This is a genomic window from Rhizobium rosettiformans W3 (assembly GCF_004912135.1).
GTDB classification, from domain to species: Bacteria; Pseudomonadota; Alphaproteobacteria; order Rhizobiales; family Rhizobiaceae; genus Allorhizobium; species Allorhizobium rosettiformans.
On sequence record NZ_STGU01000003.1, the window covers coordinates 127544 to 143282 of the forward strand.

A 15739-nucleotide genomic window follows, 5' to 3' on the forward strand; every position below is an offset into this window, starting at 1 on the left:
TCTACGACAATAGGCAGCCCGCGGATCGCCGCGCATGGGCAAGCGCCCGGAAAATCGCCGCTTCGCTTGACTTCTCGGCGGTTTTCCTGTTTATCCGCCGCAATCTGCGAAGAGACGAGAACTCCGAGCCGCCGACCGGGACCCGAAAAGGTATAAAGAGATCCCGGAGGTCAACACCCGACAGCGCGTTGCGCCCTCGGGTGGTTTTTGGCTTTGAGTCTTGTTTTCCGGCCAGAGAAGACCGAGGTTTGGGTCTCCCCGAACCATGCAAGGAAGAGCCGATGTTTGAGAACCTCCAGGACCGACTTGGATCCATTCTGAATGGACTGACCGGCCGTGGCGCACTGTCCGAGGCGGATGTCTCGGCTGCTCTGCGCGAGGTCCGTCGTGCCCTTCTCGAAGCCGACGTTGCGCTCGAAGTCGTTCGTGCCTTCACTGACAAGGTCCGCGAAAAGGCTGTCGGCGCCGCCGTTCTGAAGTCGATCAAGCCCGGGCAGATGGTCGTCAAGATCGTCCATGACGAGCTGGTCGAGATGCTCGGCACCGAGGGCGTCTCCATCGATCTCAACGCCGCCGCTCCCGTCGTCATCATGATGGTCGGTCTGCAGGGTTCGGGTAAGACGACCACCACCGGCAAGATCGCCAAGCGCCTGACGGATCGCGAGAAGAAGAAGGTCCTGATGGCCTCCCTCGACACGCGTCGACCGGCCGCCCAGGAACAGCTTCGCCAGCTCGGCGTGCAGACCGGCATCGACACCCTGCCGATCATCGCCGGCCAGTCGCCCACCGATATTGCATCGCGCGCTGTGCAGGCGGCGAAGCTCGGCGGTCATGACGTGGTCATCCTCGACACCGCCGGCCGCACGCATATCGACGAGCCGCTGATGATCGAGATGGCCGAGATCAAGTCTCGCGCCAAGCCGCATGAAATCCTGCTCGTCGCCGACTCGCTGACCGGTCAGGACGCCGTCAATCTCGCGCGCAATTTCGACGAACGCGTCGGCATCACCGGCCTCGTTCTGACCCGCATGGACGGCGATGGACGTGGCGGTGCCGCGCTCTCGATGCGTGCCGTCACCGGCAAGCCGATCAAGCTGATCGGTGTCGGCGAGAAGATGACGGAGCTCGACGAGTTCCATCCCCGCCGTATCGCCGACCGTATCCTCGGCATGGGCGACATCGTCTCGCTGGTCGAGAAGGCCGCCGAAAACATCGACGCCGAAAAAGCCCGCGCCATGGCCGAGAAGATGGCCAAGGGCAAGTTCGACCTCAACGACCTCGCCGAGCAGATCAAGCAGATGCAGGCCATGGGCGGCATGGGCGGGATCATGGGCATGATGCCGGGCATGGCCGGCATGAAGGACAAGATTTCCGCCGCCGGCCTCGACGACAAGGTCTTCAAGCGACAGCTCGCGATCATCTCCTCGATGACCCGCGCCGAGCGCGCCAATCCCGATATCCTGAAGCATTCCCGCAAGAAGCGCATTGCTGCCGGCTCCGGCACGGATGCTTCCGACATCAACAAGCTCCTGAAAATGCATCGCCAGATGGCCGACATGATGAAGGCCATGGGCGGCAAGAAGGGCGGCGGCATGATGAAGCAGATGATGGGTGGTCTGGCTTCCAAGATGGGTCTCGGCGGCATGGGTGGCGGCATGGGCATGCCTGACCTGTCGAAGATGGATCCGAAGCAGCTCGAAGCGCTCGCCAAGCAGGCGGAAGCCGCCGGTATCAAGCCGGGCGGCCTGCCCGGTCTCGGTGGCGGCGGTCTGCCGGGCCTTGGTGGACCGAAGCTTCCCGGCCTGGGCGGCGGTGGTTTCCCGGACCTTCCCGGCCTGCCGAAGAAGAAGTGAGGGGGCGCCGATGATTGATCCGTCCGTCAAGGAACAGCTGTCCGGCTATCGCCAGTCGATCGATAACATCGACGCGGCGCTGGTCCACATGCTGGCGGAACGCTTCCGCTGCACCAAGGCAGTCGGCGTGCTGAAGGCCACCCACGAATTGCCGCCCGCCGATCCGGCGCGCGAGGAATACCAGATTTCCCGCCTGCGCCGTCTGGCCCAGGATGCCAATCTGGATCCGGATTTCGCCGAGAAGTTCCTGAACTTCATCATCAAGGAAGTCATCCGGCATCATGAAGCCATTGCCGCCGAACATGGCGGTGTCACCGAAAAGACCGCCTGACGGCGGCCTCAACAAGAACAGGGTCCGCTGCGGCGGCCCGGACTGAAAAACCTCAAGGAGTATCACATGTCCCTCAAGATTCGTCTCGCCCGCGGTGGTTCCAAGAAGCGCCCGTACTACCAGATCGTCGTTGCCGACGCCCGTTCGCCGCGTGACGGCCGTTTCCTCGATCGCGTCGGTTCCTGGAACCCGATGCTCGGCAAGGACAACGAAAAGCGCGTCGAGCTTGACGTAGACGCCATCAAGGCCTGGGTTGCCAAGGGCGCCCAGCCGACCGACCGCGTTCTGCGCTTCATGGCAGAAGCCGGCATTGCCGAGCGCGCTGCTCGCAGCAACCCGGACAAGGCAAAGCCGGGCAAAAAGGCTCAGGAGCGCGCTGCCGAGAAGGCTCAGAAGGCCGCCGACGCTGCTGCCGCCGCTTCGGAAGCAGCCGCAGAATAATCGGCATTTAGCCGTTTCCAGCGGGCGGTGGGTCACCCCACCGCCCGTTTTTGCGTTTTCTTTCCGGCCGCTTCCGCCTAAAAGGAAAGCCGAACCATGCATGTGCAGGATAGTTCCGACCCATGAGCAAGCTTGAAAACCCGATACTGATGGCCGTGATCGGTGCAGCCCAGGGGCTGCGGGGCGAGGTGCGGGTCAAGACCTTTACCGAGGATCCGCTGGGTCTCGGCGACTACGGGTTCCTGTATGCAGCCGACGGCCGCAAGTTCGAGATCCTGGAGATCCGCGACGGCAAGACGGTCGCCATCGTCCGCTTCCGTGGCATCAATGATCGCAATGCCGCCGAAGCCCTGAACGGGACCGAGCTTTTCGTCGACCGCGACGCGCTGCCGGATGACGATCTCGACGAAGACGAATTCTACTATGCCGACCTCGAAGGCCTCGAGGTCTATGACGCCGAGAACAATCACTATGGCGCCGTCACCGCCGTCTATGATTTCGGCGCGGGTGACCTCTTGGAGCTCAAGGGTCCGGGCAAGCGCCCCGTGCTCATCCCCTTCTCCGAAGCTGCTGTCCTCGAAATCGACCTCGAAGGCGGCCGTCTGCTCGTTGATCCGATCGCTGCCGGACTGAAGGATGACGGGGAAGAGAAGCCCTATGGCAATGCCGGCGGAAAGCCCCGGCCGAACAACGGTCGCTGAGAACCCATGGCCTTCAAGGCGTCCATTCTGACACTCTATCCCGACATGTTCCCAGGACATCTTGGCCTGGCGCTGGCCGGGCGTGCGCTCGAACGGGGCGATTGGGATCTGGAGGCCGTTCAGATCCGCGACTTCGCTGAGGACAAGCACCGCAGCGTCGACGATACGCCATCTGGGGGTGGTGCCGGCATGGTGTTGCGGCCGGATGTGCTCGCACGTGCAATCGATTCCATAGCCGACGATGGAAGGCCGCGCCTCCTGATGAGCCCTCGCGGCCGCCCGCTGACCCAGGAGCGCGTCAGGGAACTGGCTGCCGGCGAGGGGGTAGTGATTGTGTGCGGCCGCTTCGAAGGCGTCGACCAGCGGGTGATCGATGGCCGTGAGCTCGAGGAAGTCTCCATCGGTGACTATATTCTCTCCGGCGGCGAGCCGGCGGCGCTGACCTTGCTCGACGCGGTCGTGCGGATCCTGCCGGGCGTCATGGGAAATCAACTCTCCGGCGTGCATGAAAGCTTCGAAGGCGGGCTTCTCGAACACCCGCAATACACCCGCCCGCAGGTCTTCGAGGGGCAGGAGATCCCCGCCGTCCTCACCTCCGGCAATCACGCGGCAATCGAAAAGTGGCGCCACGAGCAGGCTGTTTCGCTGACCCGCGAGCGCCGTCCGGACCTGCTGCGGGATCAGCCGGTGAAGAAATAATAGGCGGCGAGGCCCAGTCCGGCCGCCACGACCATCCAGCGCAGCACGTTCTGCGGCACCTTCTTGGCCATTGCGACGCCTGCATAACCGCCGATCGCCACGGCCGGGATCATGATCACCGCATGCAGCCAGGAGAGTGCACCGGCGCTTGCGAAGATCACGATGGCGACGGCGGCGATGACGATCGACAGGAAGTTCTTCAGCGCGTTCAGCCGGTGATAATCGCCACCGCTCGCAAGGCCCAGCGAGGCGAGCATCATGATGCCCATGCCGGCGCCGAAGAAGCCGCCATAGAAGGACGTGACGGCCTGCATCGCCAGACCAAGCGGGCTCGCCGGATGGCTCTCGCCCTTGGCCTTGGGCCTCAGCTTCGGACCGGCGGCAAAAATCGCCGTTGCGCCCAGCAGAAGCCACGGGACCATGGAGCGGAAGGCCGGGTTCGACAGCGAGATGAGGAAGAGCGAACCGCCAACGGCTCCGACGGCCGAAACGATGCCGAGCACGATCGCGCCGCGCTTCATCTCCTTCAGCTCCGTGCGGTAGGCCAGCGTGGAGGTGATGTAACCGGGAAACTGCGTGACGGAGGAGGTTGCGTTGGCGCTGATCGGGGGAAGCCCTGCGAGTGTCAGGGCGCCGAAGGTCAGGAACGTCCCACCGCCCGCAATGGCATTCACCGCTCCCGAAAGAAAGCCGGATGCAAAAAGCAGAAAAATCATTGCGATGGTCATGCGTCACTCCTCCCGAATGTCGAGGCGAAGTCTTACGGTGCGATATCCGACGCAGCAAGGCGTCCGGCGTCTCAAGCAGACGCAAAATTTGCCTCTGATGGGGTGACAAGTCTGCCGTCTTGGTGTAATGGCCCCCTCGGAAATGGGCGTTTTGCCCGTCTGCCACAACAAAGAACTGCGAATTCGCTCCGGCCCGTCAGGGTCAAAATCCCAAGGCTTCGGACCAAGGGATCATCGTTGAGCGCTCTGGCTGTTTCAGAAGAACCGAGGTTAGACATGAACATCATTCAGCAGCTGGAAGCCGAACAGGCCGCCAAGATCGAAGCCAAGCGCAAGCTTCCGGAATTCTCCCCGGGCGACACGCTCCGCGTCAACGTGACCGTCAAGGAAGGCAACCGTACCCGCGTACAGGCCTATGAAGGCGTTTGCATCGCTCGTTCGGGCGCTGGCATCAACGAGAGCTTCACCGTTCGCAAGATCTCCTACGGCGAAGGCGTCGAGCGCGTATTCCCGGTCTACTCGCCGCTCGTCGAAAGCGTCGAAATCGTCCGCCGCGGTAAGGTCCGTCGCGCCAAGCTCTACTACCTGCGCGACCGTCGCGGTAAGTCGGCTCGTATCGTCGAAAACACCGGCACCCGCGCCCGCAAGCTCAACGACGCCGAGCGCGCCGCTGTTGCCGAGGAAAAGGCACGTCTGGAAGCCGAAAAGGTTGCAGCAGCACAGGCTCTGGCCGCTGAAAAGGCTGCAGCCGAGGCCGCTGAAAAGGCCGCTGCTGCTGAAGCCGCTGCCGCTGGCAACGCTTCTGCCGAATAAGCAGACACGATTTTGCATTGATCAAAGGCTCCGGTTTCCGGAGCCTTTTTTCGTTGAGGCGTTCAGCAACTGCTTGGCAGATCAGAGGCTGACGCTGATCGCCCCGCCCGCGACGACCACGCAGGCGAGAAGTCGCCGGACGGTCAGCGGCTCGCCCAGCATCAGCGCACCGATGAGTACGGCGAAGACCACGCTGGTTTCGCGCACTGCCGTGACCAGGCCCGCCGGCGCATAGGCATAGGCCACGACCACCAGCCCATAGGCGAGCATGGCGACCACGCCGCCACCGGCAGCCTTCCAGGTGAGCGGTGACTGCAGGTCAATAGCAAGACCTCTGCGCGTAACCCCAAAGGCGAAGGTGATCATGATGCCGAAGAGAAATAGCACCCAGAGCGCATAGGCGACCGGGAGCTCGACGAGCTTCACTCCGCGCGAGTCCACCGTCGAATAGCAGGCGATGATGAGACCGGTCGTCAGGGCAAAGAGGATCGACGATGTCGCCGCACGGGTCTTGCCGAGCGACAAGCTCATGATGCCTGTCGCAATCAGCAGCACGCCCAGCGTCTGCCACGGCCCCAAGACCTCCCCGAAGAAGAGGAAGCCGCCCAGCGTCACCAGCAAAGGCACCGTGCCGCGCACGATCGGGTAGACCTGGCCGAGTTGACCCTGCCGATAGGCTGCGACCAGGAACAGGCTGTAGCCGACCTGCAGGCCCGACGAGAGCAGGATGTAGGGCCAGGCGGCCGCACCGGGAACGGGAACGAGGAAGAGCAGGGGAAGCGTGATGATGCTGCCGGTCAGGCTCATCACGGTGATCGACCAGAGCCGGTCGGCCCCCGTTCGTAGGAAGGCATTCCAGCTGGCATGGAGGATCGCTGCCACGAGCGCCAGCCCAACGGCGACGGCACTCACGACCGCGCCTTGCGGTGCATGAGGAGAAATTCTCTGATGTTCATGGGAGACCCGCGGGCGGTATGTGACAGTTTTGTGACAGCGCGACGATAGCGGCTTCACCTGTCTTTGCAACGGGGTGGCATAAAAAGATACCGCCCGCTTTGGGAGCGGGCGGCAGAGATAAGCTCAGTTGTCGCGCTTAGTGGAAGTCGCGGATATCCACGAAGTGGCCGGCAACGGCTGCTGCCGCGGCCATGGCAGGCGACACAAGATGCGTGCGGCCCTTGAAGCCCTGACGGCCTTCGAAGTTGCGGTTCGAGGTCGAGGCGCAACGCTCGCCCGGCTTCAGGCGGTCATCGTTCATCGCCAGGCACATCGAGCAGCCCGGCTCGCGCCAGTCGAAGCCGGCTTCCTTGAAGATCTTGTCGAGACCTTCGGCTTCCGCCTGTTCCTTCACAAGGCCGGAGCCCGGAACGATCATGGCGGAAACGGTGGACGCGACCTTCTTGCCTTCGACGACCTTCGCGACGGCGCGCAGGTCTTCGATGCGGCCATTGGTGCAGGAGCCGATGAAGACGCGGTCGATTGCGATGTCGGTGATCTTCGTGCCCGGCTTCAGACCCATATAGTCGAGCGCACGCCACTTGGAAGCGCGCTTCGTCTCGTCCTGGATGTCGTCAGGATTGGGCACGATGCCCTGGACCGAGACGACGTCTTCCGGCGAAGAGCCCCAGGACACGATCGGCGGCAGGTTCGCGGCGTCGAGCACGACGACGCGGTCGAAATGCGCGCCTTCGTCGGACTTCAGCGTCTTCCAGTAGGCAATCGCCTGCTCGAGCGCTTCACCCTTGGGCGCACGCGGCTTGTCCTTGATGTATTCGAAGGTCTTCTCATCCGGCGCGATCAGGCCCGCGCGGGCGCCGCCTTCGATCGTCATGTTGCAGATGGTCATGCGGCCTTCCATCGATAGCGATTCGATCGCTTCGCCGGCGAATTCGATGACATGGCCGGTGCCGCCGGCAGTGCCGATCTCGCCGATGATGGCGAGGATGATGTCCTTCGCCGTCACGCCTTCGGGCAGTTTCCCGTCGACGCGCACCAGCATGTTCTTCGCCTTCTTCTGGATCAGCGTCTGGGTCGCGAGCACGTGCTCGACCTCGGACGTGCCGATGCCGTGGGCGAGAGCGCCGAAGGCGCCATGCGTCGAGGTGTGGCTGTCACCGCAAACGATGGTCATGCCGGGCAGGGTGAAGCCCTGTTCCGGGCCGACGATATGCACGATGCCCTGGCGCTTGTCGGAAGCGGAGTAGTATTCGACGCCGAATTCGGCGGCGTTGTTGGCCAGCGCCTCGACCTGGATGCGGCTTTCCTCGTTCTTGATGCCGAGGTGGCGGTCCGGCGAGGTCGGCACGTTGTGGTCAACAACGGCCAGCGTCTTCTGCGGCGCGCGGACCTTGCGGCCGGCCATGCGCAGACCCTCGAAGGCCTGCGGGCTCGTCACTTCGTGAACGAGGTGACGGTCGATGTAGAGGAGACAGGTGCCGTCGTCCTGGCGATCGACGACGTGGTCGTCCCAGATCTTGTCGTAAAGGGTGCGAGGTGCGCTCATGGGTAAATTCCATCCAGACTGAGGAAAAAGGGATTTGGATCTTCGAGGATGCAGAAGGGCCGGATTGTCGGCCAAAGGCGATCAGCCGCGAAGGCTCGCCAGGGCCCCCTGAACGCGCGCGAAAAAGCGTGCCGGCAGACGCTTGTGGTCCTGCAGCACGATAAACTGGTTCGCGAGGCATCCGAATTTCGATCCCATGGGCGGCGTCATACCAGTTTTCGCAGATGTCGGCAATTGCTTCGCACGGCCTCTGACATCGGTCTGTCATGAAGCAGTCGTGCAAGCATGCTTGATCTTCGTCAGTAAACGCTCGCCCCGCCGGAACCCGCGCCATGAACGAAGACATCCATCGCATCAAGACCGAAATCCTCGACAGCTTCGACGAGGAACTGGAGCAACAGATCGACGAGGAACGCCTCGACCAACTGGTAGCAGACGGCATGGCGGAGCCGACCATCGACCGGAAGATCTATTTCCGCGAGCTTTTCCGGCTGCAGCACGAGCTGGTGCGCCTGCAGGACTGGGTGCAGTACAAGAAGCTGAAGATGGTGGTGCTGTTCGAAGGCCGCGACTCGGCCGGCAAGGGTGGGGCGATCAAGCGGGTCACCCAGCGGCTCAACCCGCGCGTCTGCCGGGTCGTCGCTTTGCCGGCACCGACCGAGCGCGAGCGCAGCCAGTGGTACTTCCAGCGCTATGTGCAGCATCTGCCGACGGCGGGCGAAATGGTCCTTTTCGACCGCTCCTGGTATAACCGCGCCGGCGTCGAGCGGGTCATGGGCTTCTGCACGCCGGACGAACTCGAAGAGTTCTTCCGCTCCGTGCCCGAATTTGAGCGCATGTTGGTGCGCTCCGGCATCATCCTCGTCAAATACTGGTTCTCGATCACCGACGAGGAGCAGGAATTCCGCTTCCAGATGCGCATCAATGATCCGCTGAAACAGTGGAAGCTCTCACCAATGGATCTGGAAAGCCGGGTTCACTGGGAAGACTATACGCGCGCCAAGGAAGAGATGCTGGAGCGCACGCATATTCCGGAAGCCCCCTGGTGGGTCGTCCAGGCGGTCGACAAGAAGAAGGCGCGTCTCAACATGATCGCCCATCTCCTGTCGCAGGTGCCGTACGAGCATGTTCCGAAGGAGGCGATCGAGCTGCCCGCACGGGTGCGCAATGCCGATTACATCCGCCATCCCGTGCCGGCGGACATGTATGTGCCGGAGCGCTACTGACCGGATGGATCAGTCGCGCATGCGCTTTTCGAAGCCGCGCAGCATGATGGACAGGCCGATCGTCAGGATCAGATAGACATAGGCGACAATCGAATAGGTCTCGAAGAAGCGGAATGAGCCGGAGGCGTAGACCTTGCCCATCTGGGTGATGTCGGCAACGCCGAGCACCGAGACGAGGGACGAGTCCTTCACCATCGCGACGAAGTCGTTCGAGAGCGGCGGGAAGATCACGCGAATGGCCTGGGGGAAGACCACCAGGCGGAACCGCTGCGCACGGCTGAGTCCTAAGGCTTTCGCCGCCTCGATCTGCCCCTTGTCGATCGACTGGATGCCGGCGCGGAAGATCTCCGCGATGAAGGCCGAATAGCCGATCATCAGGGCGATGATGGCCCGCCACATCAGGGAGAGGTCGCGCACGACCATCTCGTCCGTCAGGCCGATCGAGATCAGCGGCGCGGTCACGAGATTATAGAGCGCGACAAAGGCGGGCGCGCCGACAAAGGCGATGTAGAACAGCAGCACCAGGATCGGGATGCCCCGCACAACCTCCACGTAGAAACGGGCCACCTGCCGCAGGACCATGTGGTCCGACATGCCGAGCAACGCAATCAGCAGGCCAAGTGCGGTGGCCAGCAGGAAGCCGATCAGCGTCACGAAAACCGTGACACCGAGCCCTTTAACCACGGTGTTGAAGACTTGCGTGTAGAGATCACTGACGAAGATGACGACTCCGAGGGTCAGCGCCATCACGACGAAGGCGATCAGCCACCACGGCCGATCGCCCTTCTGGTCACCCTGCGGCAGGGTCTGGAACGCCATCAGTCACCCGCCTTCAGGTCGCAGGTTTCAAGATGGCTCATTCGCCCATCTTGTAGTCGAGGAACCACTTCTTGTTCAGCGCGTCGATCGTGCCGTCAGCCTTCATCGAGGCAATCGCCGCGTTGACCGGAGCTACAAGGTCGGAGCCCTTGGTAAAGATGAAGCCGAAGTCTTCCGAGCCCAGCGGGCCGCCGATCAGCTTCAGGCCGCCATTCGAGGCATCGACATAACCTTTGCCGGCCGTGCCGTCGGTCAGGACGACATCGACATCGCCGGTCTTGAGCGCCTGGACGGTCGCGCCAAAGGTCTCGAACAGCTTGATGCGCGGGTTATGCTCGTTGCCGTCGAGGATCTCATAGACGGCCGTGTAGAAAGGCGTGGTGCCCGGCTGTGCGCCGACCAGACCATCCTTGAATTCGCCGAAGCTCTTGCCGTCGGTGAAGCGGCTTTCGTCGCCTCGGACCAGCATGAACTGTTCCGAGCGCATGTAGGGCTCGGAGAAGTCGACCTTTTCCTTGCGGTCTTCCTTGATGGTGATGCCGGTCATGCCGATGTTGAACTGACCGTCCGACACGGCCTGGATCATCGCGTCCCAGGAGGTGTTCTGGTACTCGACCTTGAAGTTCAGACGCTTGGCGATCTCGTTCATCGCGTCATATTCCCAGCCGATCTGTTCACCCGACTTGGGGTCGACGAATTGCAGCGGCGGGTAAGCGTTTTCGGTCACGACTACCACGGTCTTGCCGCCGAGATCCGGCAGGTCATTGGCGTGGGATGCGATCGGCAAAAGCGCAAGAGCGGAGAGACCGGCGAGGACAGCGCGGCGAAACAGCATGGAAATCTCCCGAATTGTGGCAGCGCACAGTGTCACATCTTGTTCCGGGATTGCAAGGACCGTGCTTTTCGCAAACGTGGACATCAGCATCCTCCCGCGCCTACCCTTGCCTGCCCCGGAAAGGCCAGGAGCCGCGTTCTCATCGAACGCTGCTCCCGATCAAGACCTGAATGTCACACGTGAATCAGAAGCTTGCCGTCTTCGGGTCCGGGCCGATGCGTGCGCCGGCGTCGTCGAGGCCCTTCAGCTTCTGCAGGTCCTCGGGCGAGAGCTGGAAGTCGAACACCTTGAAGTTCTCGACGATGCGCGACGGCGTGACGGATTTCGGGATCACCACCAGACCGTTGTCGATGTGCCAGCGGATGATCACCTGAGCCGGCGTGCGGCCGAGCGTTTGCGCGATCTCGGCGATCACGGGATGGCCGAGCAGCTTACCCTGACCGAGCGGGCTCCAGGACTGCGTCGCGATCTTGTGCTTTTCGTGGAAGGCGCGGGTTCCGCGCTGCTGGAAATCCGGATGCAGTTCGATCTGGTTGATGACGGGCGTCACACCGGTTTCCGCAACGATCTTTTCGATGTGCTCGGGATAGAAATTCGACACGCCGATCGATTTTGCACGGCCTTCTTCCTTCAGCTTCACCAGAGCCTTCCAGGTATCGACGAAGAGCCCGCGATGCGCCGACGGCCAGTGAATGAGGTAAAGGTCGACATAGTCGGTGCCGAGCCGCTTCAGGCTGGCCTCGAAGGCTTTCAGTGTCTGCTCGTAACCCTGGTCGTTGTTCCAGAGCTTGGTGGTCAGGAAAATGTCGGAACGGGAGAGACCGGACTGGCGAATGCCTTCGCCGACGCCTTCCTCGTTTTCATAAACGGCGGCAGTATCGACATGGCGATAGCCCGCATCGAGGGCGGCCTTCACCGCAGGTGCGGCTTCGTCGTTGGGCGTCTGCCATACGCCAAGGCCCACCTGCGGAATGCGGGCACCGTCGTTCAGGGTGATGAACAATTGATCAGTCATGGGAAATCTCCAGGTCGGAATAGTCGGCGCAAAACTTGCGAAGAATGGGGGCGGATGCCGGGCAGGTTTGCCGGCCGCACTCCCTACCTAGGCCGATCTTGCGGTGATGAAAGAGGTGCGGCATCCAATTTGGCTGAAGAAGATGTCAGAGAACCTGAAGCACGGTCTTTCGATCAAGGTGCGGAAGAAGGCGGCACATGTCCCGGCTGCTGATGGCGACACAGCCTTCCGTCGGAGTGAAGCCGGGTCTTGCGATATGGAAGAAGATGGCGGAACCGCAGCCGCGTTTTCGCATGCGGATGTTCCAGTCCATCACCACGCAGATGTCATAGAGTTCATCCTCCCGCTTCAGCCGCTCATGACTTGGCCTGAACGGTGCACGAACGGGCCTGTTGTAGTTGGGATCCGCACTTGCGTCACACCACAGCATGTCACTGCGCGTCGGGCGAAGCGGCAGCAGGCTTGGCGGAGGGATCAGGCGGTCTGTCCTTCGGTAGGCGTGAAGGAGCGGCATGGTGGCGATCGGTGTTGCACCATCGCCTTCGCGCTTGCGGCTCGTTCGGCCGCTGCGTCCGAGTGCCGCCGGAATGGTGAGATGGCCTGCCTGCAGTATGGCGCGTCGCTGATCCCGGGGTGCTGCACGTACCAGGATTCGTGACAAAGTCTTTCGAGCCTGCGGGGAAGCTTTCGGTCTCTTGGTCACGACTTTTTGCCTTGTTCGTGATTATTGTTGTACTCTGGGCTCTTAAACTGCTGCAACAACGACTTACATGCCGTGCAAGAGGGCAGCAAGGCCTTCGCCGATGGACCATTCTGGAAGGATGACGGATGACGACGCGGACCATTCTGCTTGTAGATGACGACGATGATCTGAGGCAGATCCTGGTCGAGCAGCTTTCGCTCTATGAAGAGTTTTCGCTGCTTCAGGAAAGCAACGCCACCCGTGCCATGCAGACGGCGAAGACCGCCCAGGTCGACCTGATGATCATGGATGTCGGTCTGCCGGACATGGACGGTCGCGAGGCGGTCAAGCTCCTGCGCAAGGGCGGCTTCAAGTCGCCCGTCATCATGCTCACCGGACACGACACCGATTCCGACACGATCCTCGGCCTCGAAGCCGGCGCCAATGACTATGTCACCAAGCCGTTCCGCTTCGCCGTCCTGCTTGCCCGTATCCGCGCCCAGTTGCGCCAGTACGAGCAGAGCGAGGATGCTACCTTCGGTGTCGGCCCCTATCTCTTCAAGCCGAGCCAGAAGCTTCTGACGACCGATGACGGCAAGAAGATCAGGCTGACGGAAAAGGAATCGGCGATCATCCGCTACCTCTACCGCGCCGGCCAGAAGGTGGTGACGCGCGACGTGCTGCTCGAGGAAGTCTGGGGCTACAATTCGGGTGTCACGACCCACACGCTGGAAACCCATGTCTATCGCCTCCGCCAGAAGATCGAACGCGATCCGTCGAATGCCGAGATCCTGGTCACCGAAAACGGCGGCTACAAGATCGTTCCTTGAGGACGTCTCAAACAAATCCCTCGGGGAGAGCGACGGCAACGGGTCGTCACTCTCCCCGTTTTGCGTTATGGACAGTGACGTCGGATGAGATCTGCAAAGCATCCGCAGAGGAAAGTCCATGGCACTCAGCGATGATATCGAGCTCCTGGCGCAGCTGCCGCTCTTTTCCGGGCTCGACATGGATCAGCTTCGCCTGATCGCCTTCGGGGCCGAACACCGACAGGTGGCGGCCGGACAGGCGCTTTTCCGGGAAAAGGCTCCGGCCGAATGCGCCTATGTCATCGCGCGCGGCGAGATCGAACTCTACATCATCGGCCGCGACGGCAAGCCGCATCTCGAGGCCCGCGTCGGCGAGGGTATCATGCTGTCAGAGCTCGCGCTCGTGACCATGGTGGAGCGGAAATATACGGCGGTGGCCGTCCAGGATGTCGACGTCATCCGCATCACGCGCACGCTGTTTCACAGGCTTCTCGAAGAGTATCCGCAGATGGCCCGACAGGTCGAGGGGCGCATCAAGCAGTCGCTTGCCGCCCTGATCGAGGGCTCGGAAGCGCTCGCGCCCCGATTCAACTGAACAGCCAGCTTTATATCGCCTGCTATGCAGCCTCGAAGCGTGCCGTCACGGGCACGTGGTCGGACGGCTGCGTCCAGCCGCGGGCTTCCTTGAGGACATCGATGCCCTTGAGCATCGGCGCCAGGTCGGCCGAGGACCAGATATGGTCGAGGCGGCGACCCCTGTCGGCCGCGGCCCAATCCTTGGCGCGGTAACTCCACCAGGTGTAGAGCTTCTCCGAGGCCGGCACTTGCTGGCGCATCAGGTCCACCCATTTGCCCTGGCGCATGACGTCCAGCAGCCCTTCGGTCTCGACGGGCGTGTGGCTGACGATCTTCAGCATCTGTTTGTGGGACCACACATCATGCTCGAGCGGTGCGATGTTCAGGTCGCCGACGAGGATCGATGCAGTGTTCGGCTCCGCTTCGGCGGAGAGCCGCTTCATCTCTTCCACGAAGTCGAGCTTGTGGCCGAATTTCGGGTTGATGTCCCGATTGGGTTCGTCGCCGCCGGCGGGAACATAGAAGTTATGGATGCGGATCCGGCGCCCGGCCCATTCGAAGATCGCCGAGATATGGCGGCTGTCGCCGACGCCGCAATAGTCCTGCCGGTGATCTTCGGTCAGCGCCAGCTTCGAGCAGATCGCCACGCCATGATAGCCCTTCTGGCCATGGATCACGATGTTACCGTAGCCCAAAGCGGCAATGGCGTCGGCCGGGAACTGGTCGTTCTGGCACTTGATCTCCTGGAGGCAGAGGATGTCCGGATTGGCCCGCTTCAGAAAGTCCTCGACGATCGGAAGGCGCAGGCGCACCGAATTGATGTTCCAGGTGGAGATCGAGAGTGTCATGGCGTCCGCTTTCCAGGTTCCTCCGCGTGTTTAGGGGATTAGCCGGGCCATGAACAGAAAAAGGCGGCTCGACCTTTGCGGTCTGCCGCCTTCTCCACAACTCGCGTGCCTGAAATCAGCCGCCGCGCTTCTGGCCGTGCACTTCGGCATAGGGGATCTCGAAGACGCTCGGATCCAGGTTCACACCGTTCTGCACGTTGAAGATCATCACGGAGGTGTCCTTCTTTTGCATGTCGGTGATCGTCCACTGCCGCAACTCAAAGGTCTTCGGATCAAACATCAAGGTGATGGTCGAGTCGCCGAAGATGGTGCGGTCGCCAAGCACGATGGTGGTTAGATCGGCTTCCTGCTTCACGTCACGAACCATCTGGTTGCCGAGGTCGATGCGCTCCGAGAGAAGCAGGCTGAGCGGCGTCTTGTTCAGGGGATAGAGGTCCCAGGTCTTCAGCTTCATATTGCCGATGACCACGTTCTTGCCATCGGAAATGACGCGCATCGGCGAGGGCTTCTCGTAGTTGAAGCGCAGCTTGCCCGGACGCTCGATGAAGAACTTGCCGCCCGTCTGCTCGCCGCGCGGGCCGAACTGGACGAACTCGCCCATCATCGTCTTCACGCTGGAGAAGTGGTCGGCGATCTGCTGTGCTGCCGTCGGTGCGGCAAAGACGGGGAACGGCAGGGCGGCGCAAGCCATGAATGCTGCCGTGCCCAGCACGAACTGGCGACGGCTGGCCACCACTGGCATGCGGGCGTCGCTTACAGTTTTGTTGGTCATGCGGTACTCCTTCATATGCTCATGTTTTCGCCGAAAAAGGCGGCGGCTTCATGGCCATGAATGCCAGTGCCGCTGCGGCAACTCGTCC

General features: G+C 62.0%; 18 protein-coding genes. 9 read left to right on the forward strand and 9 right to left on the reverse strand.

Features of this window, described 5'->3' with window-relative positions; genetic code table 11:
• Positions 1–281: 281 nt before the first annotated feature.
• From ffh to trmD, 5 genes are all read left to right on the forward strand, one after another.
• Entirely contained in the window at positions 282–1853 is a 1572-nt protein-coding gene (gene ffh, locus FAA86_RS06695) for a signal recognition particle protein (RefSeq protein WP_136539206.1), read from the forward strand.
• Between the two features lie 10 nt (positions 1854–1863).
• A complete protein-coding gene (locus tag FAA86_RS06700) occupies positions 1864–2184 on the forward strand; it encodes a chorismate mutase (protein WP_113377843.1) in 321 nt (106 codons plus the stop codon).
• Between the two features lie 66 nt (positions 2185–2250).
• On the forward strand, positions 2251–2625 hold the full coding sequence (rpsP, locus tag FAA86_RS06705) for a 30S ribosomal protein S16 (RefSeq protein ID WP_113459074.1): 375 nt from the start codon (positions 2251–2253) through the stop codon (positions 2623–2625).
• 122 nt (positions 2626–2747) lie between these two features.
• Positions 2748–3326, forward strand: coding sequence for a ribosome maturation factor RimM (gene rimM / locus FAA86_RS06710; protein WP_113459073.1), 579 nt, complete (start codon positions 2748–2750; stop codon positions 3324–3326).
• Positions 3327–3332: 6 nt separating this feature from the next.
• Positions 3333–4025, forward strand: a complete 693-nt coding sequence (gene trmD, locus FAA86_RS06715; RefSeq protein WP_136539208.1) for a tRNA (guanosine(37)-N1)-methyltransferase TrmD — start codon at positions 3333–3335, stop codon at positions 4023–4025.
• On the opposite strand, the gene FAA86_RS06720 is transcribed toward trmD, so the two are convergent.
• Entirely contained in the window at positions 4007–4753 is a 747-nt protein-coding gene (locus FAA86_RS06720; protein ID WP_136539210.1) for a sulfite exporter TauE/SafE family protein, read from the reverse strand. The two genes, trmD and FAA86_RS06720, sit on opposite strands and share 19 nt — an antisense overlap.
• 276 nt (positions 4754–5029) lie before the next feature.
• On the opposite strand from FAA86_RS06720, the gene rplS reads away from it, so the two are divergent.
• On the forward strand, positions 5030–5566 hold the full coding sequence (gene rplS, locus FAA86_RS06725; protein WP_136539212.1) for a 50S ribosomal protein L19: 537 nt from the start codon (positions 5030–5032) through the stop codon (positions 5564–5566).
• Positions 5567–5647: 81 nt separating this feature from the next.
• Here the strand turns inward: rplS and FAA86_RS06730 are convergent, their stop codons facing one another.
• Together FAA86_RS06730 and leuC are read right to left on the reverse strand one after the other, a co-directional pair.
• Positions 5648–6478 carry a DMT family transporter gene (locus FAA86_RS06730; protein ID WP_136539214.1) on the reverse strand — a complete coding sequence of 277 codons (831 nt, stop codon included), beginning with the start codon at positions 6476–6478 and terminating at the stop codon, positions 5648–5650.
• A gap of 181 nt (positions 6479–6659) precedes the next feature.
• Positions 6660–8069 (reverse strand): 3-isopropylmalate dehydratase large subunit, encoded by a 1410-nt coding sequence (leuC, locus tag FAA86_RS06735; protein WP_113377836.1) that lies wholly within the window; start codon positions 8067–8069, stop codon positions 6660–6662.
• A 332-nt stretch (positions 8070–8401) separates the two neighbouring features.
• Here leuC and ppk2 point away from each other — a divergent pair, with 332 nt between their 5' ends.
• Positions 8402–9295 carry a polyphosphate kinase 2 gene (ppk2, locus tag FAA86_RS06740; RefSeq protein ID WP_136539216.1) on the forward strand — a complete coding sequence of 298 codons (894 nt, stop codon included), beginning with the start codon at positions 8402–8404 and terminating at the stop codon, positions 9293–9295.
• 9 nt (positions 9296–9304) lie between these two features.
• On the opposite strand, the gene FAA86_RS06745 is transcribed toward ppk2, so the two are convergent.
• The 4 genes from FAA86_RS06745 to FAA86_RS06760 form a co-directional block, all read right to left on the reverse strand.
• A complete protein-coding gene (locus FAA86_RS06745) occupies positions 9305–10114 on the reverse strand; it encodes an amino acid ABC transporter permease (protein ID WP_136539218.1) in 810 nt (269 codons plus the stop codon).
• A 37-nt stretch (positions 10115–10151) separates the two neighbouring features.
• Entirely contained in the window at positions 10152–10949 is a 798-nt protein-coding gene (locus FAA86_RS06750) for a basic amino acid ABC transporter substrate-binding protein (protein WP_136539220.1), read from the reverse strand.
• A gap of 184 nt (positions 10950–11133) precedes the next feature.
• Positions 11134–11964 carry an aldo/keto reductase gene (locus FAA86_RS06755; RefSeq protein WP_136539222.1) on the reverse strand — a complete coding sequence of 277 codons (831 nt, stop codon included), beginning with the start codon at positions 11962–11964 and terminating at the stop codon, positions 11134–11136.
• 145 nt (positions 11965–12109) lie between these two features.
• The gene (locus FAA86_RS06760) at positions 12110–12625 is read right to left on the reverse strand and encodes a L,D-transpeptidase family protein (protein WP_210309885.1); all 516 of its coding nucleotides are present in this window, start codon (positions 12623–12625) and stop codon (positions 12110–12112) included.
• Between the two features lie 167 nt (positions 12626–12792).
• On the opposite strand from FAA86_RS06760, the gene FAA86_RS06765 reads away from it, so the two are divergent.
• Both FAA86_RS06765 and FAA86_RS06770 read left to right on the forward strand, forming a co-directional pair.
• Complete coding sequence (locus FAA86_RS06765; RefSeq protein ID WP_102021136.1) at positions 12793–13476, forward strand: response regulator transcription factor; 684 nt, start codon at positions 12793–12795, stop codon at positions 13474–13476.
• Positions 13477–13594: 118 nt separating this feature from the next.
• Positions 13595–14050 (forward strand): cyclic nucleotide-binding domain-containing protein, encoded by a 456-nt coding sequence (locus FAA86_RS06770; protein WP_136539226.1) that lies wholly within the window; start codon positions 13595–13597, stop codon positions 14048–14050.
• A 22-nt stretch (positions 14051–14072) separates the two neighbouring features.
• On the opposite strand, the gene FAA86_RS06775 is transcribed toward FAA86_RS06770, so the two are convergent.
• Entirely contained in the window at positions 14073–14879 is an 807-nt protein-coding gene (locus FAA86_RS06775; RefSeq protein WP_136539228.1) for an exodeoxyribonuclease III, read from the reverse strand.
• A gap of 115 nt (positions 14880–14994) precedes the next feature.
• On the reverse strand, positions 14995–15651 hold the full coding sequence (locus tag FAA86_RS06780; RefSeq protein ID WP_377344234.1) for an outer membrane lipoprotein carrier protein LolA: 657 nt from the start codon (positions 15649–15651) through the stop codon (positions 14995–14997).
• Between the last annotated feature and the right edge of the window lie 88 nt (positions 15652–15739).